This window comes from Candidatus Bandiella numerosa, assembly GCF_021811875.1.
Taxonomy (GTDB): Bacteria; Pseudomonadota; Alphaproteobacteria; order Rickettsiales; family Midichloriaceae; genus Aquirickettsia; species Aquirickettsia numerosa_A.
In genome coordinates this window covers 1-4919 of sequence record NZ_JAJBJD010000077.1, presented here as the reverse complement: position 1 = coordinate 4919, position 4919 = coordinate 1, and the positions used below count along the sequence as shown (strand labels likewise).

Sequence of the window (4919 nt, the reverse complement as noted above, 5' to 3'; positions counted from 1 at the left end):
AAGATTTCATTCTAGCATTGGCTATAAAAAGCCCATGAATGTTTATTTAGAGGCATTGAAAAATGCTGCTTAATAATAGGAAGCAAAATTCTCAAAATTTTGTCTTGATTTTTCAGTCCACTATACTTTATAACCAGGGGTATTTGCATTACTTAAATTTATACCAATTTTACTAGAGACTGACTCTGCCGCTGCCATACCTTGGGTTACTGCTGCTATACCTGCTGAAGACATTTTAAAATACCAAAATAAAATTATATTAACTGGTACTGAGCAATTATCATGCCAAATTAATTATTTGGGATTATCAGCTTTTAATAAATTTAATATTTCCTTCATACCACTATCAATAGGTATTTCAAATTCAAGCGGTTTAAGTGATTTAGGGTGCGTAAAAGAAATTTTATAAGCATGAAGTGCTTGCCTGTCAAAACTCTTAATTTTATCAACTAACTCTTTTGATACAAATTCTGGATTAAAATTGTAATATAAGGCATATTTTTTATCACCAACAATAGGGGTATTTTTATATTTCATATGCACTCTTATTTGGTGGGTTCTACCAGTTTCTAATTCACATTCCACCAGACTAAACATCCTATTTTCATAAACATTTATCACTCTGTAATTTGTGATTGCTATTTTGCCTGTTTCATCACCAACAACACGCATTTTTGTAGGATTCTTTTTACATGGGGCAAGATTGGTCATGATGCGCCCTATAATAGGATTTGGCACTCCATATGTTATTGCTAAATATATTCTTTTTACTTTTCTTTCCATGATTTGACCGCATAAGTAAAGATGAGTATCGTTATTTTTTGCAACTAGCATTAATCCTGAAGTGTCCTTATCAAGCCTATGCACTATTCCCGGTCTATCATCCCCACTTGCTGAGGAAAGTGTTTTACAGTATGATACAAGTGCGTTCGCTAATGTTTGATTATCTGTGTTTGTTCCGGGATGTACAGTAAGATTTGCTGGTTTATTTATTACCATCAAATCCTCATCTTCGTATACTATGTCCAATTTTAAATTATATGGCTCTATGTTGGTTTGCTTCGTTATAATGAAAATTGAAATTAAATCTCCAATTTTGAGCTTCTTTCCACAATTTCTTTCTATAGTGTTGTTAAGAGTAACCCCTGAATTAAGAATTAAAAACTGAACCTGCGACCTTGTTTGTTCATTGATTTTTGAGGTAATAAATTTGTCCAATCGTTCCCCTTCTTCACCTGATATAACTTCAAAATCATAAGCTATTTCATCCGATTTCACTAATTTCATGAAAGTATTTTTAAAAATAGGTGCATCTTATACCAATTACCTTAAATAATTTAACATTTAAATTTAGTCTTTTTGGTGATTTTTCACATCATCTTCGCCATGTATCCAAGGTACATTAGGCTCAGATATTATAAAAAATCTCTTAAAAATACCAATTTATCTATCAAATTATTTTAGAGAATTGGTATTAATCACAAGTCCTTTAAGTACTAATTATACAAAAAAACTTTATATTTACCATATAATTCGCTATTTTAGAGATTATTAATCTAGTAAATATGTAAGTTTTAAAAATTATGAAATGTCCTTTTTGTGAATTTTTGAATACGCAAGTAAAGGATTCGCGATCATCAGATGATAATTCTAGCATTAAGCGTAGAAGAATTTGTAATAATTGCGGGGCGAAATTTATTACGTATGAAATGCTGGAGGTACGAGAAATAATGGTGATTAAAAGAAGTGGTTCAAAAAGACCATTTGATATACAAAAATTACTAAGATCATTAGAGATAGCAACTAGGAAAAGGAATATAGAAAATGAGCTTTTGAATAAAATTGCTTCAAGTATAGTAAAAAAGCTCCAAAAATTTGGAGAAGGAGAAGTTGAATCTAAAATTATAGGTGAGTTAGTGATGAATGAGTTGATTAAGGTTGACCAAGTTGCGTATGTTAGATATGCATCGGTATATATGGATTTTAAGGAAGTTCAGGATTTTAAAGGATTAATACAAACATTAGATCATAAAGCTAGTGATAAAGAAAGCAACTAACAATAAAGCGATTATCATTTCTGCAGGTGGGACTGGTGGACATGTGTTTCCGGCACAAGCTGTTGCTGAAAAATTACATAAAGAAGGTTATAAGCTACATCTCGTATGTGATGAAAGGGCTTTGAAATATTGTGATGGAGTATTTGGTGATATCGAAAAAACGGTTATTTTCTCAACATCTCCAAGGCAAAATTTGAGTAATAGGGTATTAAATTTATCGCTTTTGCTTATCAGTACATTAAAAATAATGTACAAATTTTGTTTTAAAAGGCCGAAAGTAATAATTTCATTCGGTGGATATCCAGCTTTTCCAGCATCGTTATGCGCAATAATTTTTGGTATACCTCTTTTTTTACATGAACAAAATTCGGTTCTTGGGCAAATTAATAGAATTTTTTTACCATTTGCGGATAAACTGTTAATCTCATTTCCAGATGTAAAGAAAATTAAAGATAAATATAGAAAAAAAGTTATCCTAACAGGGCTACCAATTAGAGAGAATTTGATAAAAGTTTTGCCAGAGTACAACGCTAAAGCAAGGAGAAAAATAACAAATTTAAGAATATTGGTAATAGGCGGTAGTCAGGGAGCGAAGCTATTTAGTGATGTAGTGCCAGAAGCAATTTTAAATTTGGAAAAATCTTTGCAAAGTATGGTGCATATTACCCATCAAGTTAGAAAAGAGTATTTAGACGACACAGTGGATATTTATTCTAAAACAAATTGCAAATCTAACGTTAAAGTTTTTTTCGATAATATTGAGGAATTGTATAATAAGCATGATTTAATTATTTCAAGAGCAGGTGCATCATCTGTTGTTGAGGTGTTATTATTTCAAAAAGCAGCGATATTGATTCCATTTGCCAAGGCAAAAGATAATCACCAATTATATAATGCTAAATACCTTAGTGAAAATTCAAAAGTCATTATGAAAGAGGAGGGCCAATTTTCAGCAAAGTGGCTGGCTTCATATATCAAAGATTGCATAGAAAATCCTGAAAGCATATATGAGATGGAGAAATCCTATAAAAATCAACTGAGAGAGCTTCATATTAATTCTGCAAATAGGGTTTTTAACGAGGTATAGCTGTAGACTATATTGCTTTATTGTCTCAACCAGTGATAAATAAATAGTTAAATATCTTATAGAAAAAGAGCGAATTACCATATTAAATATTATCAAGGATTAACTGCTAAAGATCGAGTAGATGGTAGTAGCTACAGTATTAATAAATAGTGCAATAAAGTCTGAAGAATTAACAAATTTACGGATCATTGCACTAAAATATTTGATTCTGCAAAAGTAGATTTGTAACATATACTTTGTGTTGCTAAATAGTTTAAAGTTTGTAGAATTGCTTAAAATAATGATTTAAAGTTTTAATGACATCAATAAATTATTCAATAAAGCAAAATGGGTTGACTGTTGCAACAGATACGGCAAGTGATTTTGAATCTATAACTGTTAGTGTATTAGTGAAAAATGGCAGTAGAAACGAGAATCAACAAAATAATGGTATTTCTCATTTTTTAGAACATATGGCCTTTAAAGGTACATCAACAAGAACGGCGAGAGATATTGCTGAAGAATTTGATATGATAGGTGGGTATTTTAATGCTTATACATCAAGAACTTCGACCGTTTATTATGCAAAAGTGCTTAAAGATGATTTGGAAAAGGCAACTGATATACTTACCGATATAATTTTAAATTCTACTTTTGCTAAAGAGGAATTGGAGAAAGAGAGGGAAGTGATTTTTCAGGAGTTATGTATGACAAGAGATACTCCAGATGATATAGTTTTTGATTATTTTCAAGAAACTGCTTTTAAAAATCAATCACTCGGTCGTTCAATTTTAGGGACAGAAGAGTTTATAAAAAAATTAAGTAGAGAGGAGTTGTGTGATTATTTTAAAAATCAATACTCTACTAAAAATACAATCATATCAGCTGCTGGAAATTTTGATGCAGATAAATTCAATGATATGGTAGATGATAGATTTAAAAATTTTCAAACTACAAATGTTTCAAAGTATGAAAAGGCAAATTATTCTGGGGGAGAATTGCGAGTTAGTAAGGATCTAGAACAAAATCAATTTTTAATGGGATTTGAGGGTCTATCGTATTTAGACGAGAATTTTTACGATTTGCAAATTTTAGCAATTATTCTTGGTGGCGGCATGTCATCGAGGTTATTTCAGGAGATTCGTGAAAAAAGGGGATTGGTATATAATATTTCAGCGTTTTCAAGTAGTTATAGCGATTGCGGAATATTTGGAATACATTCTGCTCTTGACCCAAAAAATATAAATTTGCTCATAGATTTGATTATACAGGAATTATTGAGTGTTACTGAAAAAATAGATGATATGGAAATTGAGCGTGCCAAAGCGCAGATAAGATCAAACCTACTTATGTCAATGGAAAGTACAACATCTAGAGCAAAAAAGCTGTGCAACAATTTTGCAATGTTTGGTAGGTATATTAGTAATGATGAAATATTAAAAAAAGTAAACGATGTGTCTGCTGGATCATTAAAAAAAATAGCCAAGCAAATATTATTAAATAACAATATTACTATCACTACGCTTGGAAATGTTGCAAATATTTGTAGTTATAATAAGATTATAGATAAGTTAAAATTATAAAATTGTGTCATGCCAAAATCTGTTAAGTTAGTTAAATCAGGGGATATTCAACAGTTACAAATAGAGAGCATTGACGATCAGATCCCTAAGGCCGTTGCATAAATGCAAAGCAAGGAAGATATGCAATAAATGGATTTAAAAAATTAGATTCATATAAAGAAGAACGATAAGTTTGGTATAAAAGCTGATAGAATAATAGGAATTCAAGAAAGT

4 protein-coding genes are annotated in these 4919 nt (G+C 30.6%); 3 read left to right on the top strand and 1 reads right to left on the bottom strand.

All coding sequences use genetic code 11. The features are described 5' to 3' along the window. Window positions 1-294: 294 nt before the first annotated feature. On the bottom strand, window positions 295-1287 hold the full coding sequence (locus L8D11_RS03385; protein ID WP_236870269.1) for an RluA family pseudouridine synthase: 993 nt from the start codon (window positions 1285-1287) through the stop codon (window positions 295-297). Between the two features lie 296 nt (window positions 1288-1583). On the opposite strand from L8D11_RS03385, the gene nrdR reads away from it, so the two are divergent. The 3 genes from nrdR to L8D11_RS03370 all read left to right on the top strand — a co-directional run bounded on the left by nrdR (window position 1584) and on the right by L8D11_RS03370 (window position 4706). Continuing rightward, complete coding sequence (nrdR, locus tag L8D11_RS03380) at window positions 1584-2057, top strand: transcriptional regulator NrdR (RefSeq protein WP_272906027.1); 474 nt, start codon at window positions 1584-1586, stop codon at window positions 2055-2057. After that, the gene (locus tag L8D11_RS05920; RefSeq protein WP_236870267.1) at window positions 2038-3144 is read left to right on the top strand and encodes a UDP-N-acetylglucosamine--N-acetylmuramyl-(pentapeptide) pyrophosphoryl-undecaprenol N-acetylglucosamine transferase; all 1107 of its coding nucleotides are present in this window, start codon (window positions 2038-2040) and stop codon (window positions 3142-3144) included. Before nrdR ends, L8D11_RS05920 begins: the two co-directional genes overlap by 20 nt. 296 nt (window positions 3145-3440) lie before the next feature. Continuing rightward, on the top strand, window positions 3441-4706 hold the full coding sequence (locus L8D11_RS03370; RefSeq protein WP_236870266.1) for a M16 family metallopeptidase: 1266 nt from the start codon (window positions 3441-3443) through the stop codon (window positions 4704-4706). Window positions 4707-4919: the final 213 nt, after the last annotated feature.

Coding starts and splice junctions, on each gene's coding strand:
- nrdR (WP_272906027.1), top strand. CDS start 1,584: ATGAAATGTCCTTTTTGTGAATTTTTGAATACGCAAGTAAAGGATTCG.
- L8D11_RS03385 (WP_236870269.1), bottom strand. CDS start 1,287: ATGAAATTAGTGAAATCGGATGAAATAGCTTATGATTTTGAAGTTATA.
- L8D11_RS03370 (WP_236870266.1), top strand. CDS start 3,441: ATGACATCAATAAATTATTCAATAAAGCAAAATGGGTTGACTGTTGCA.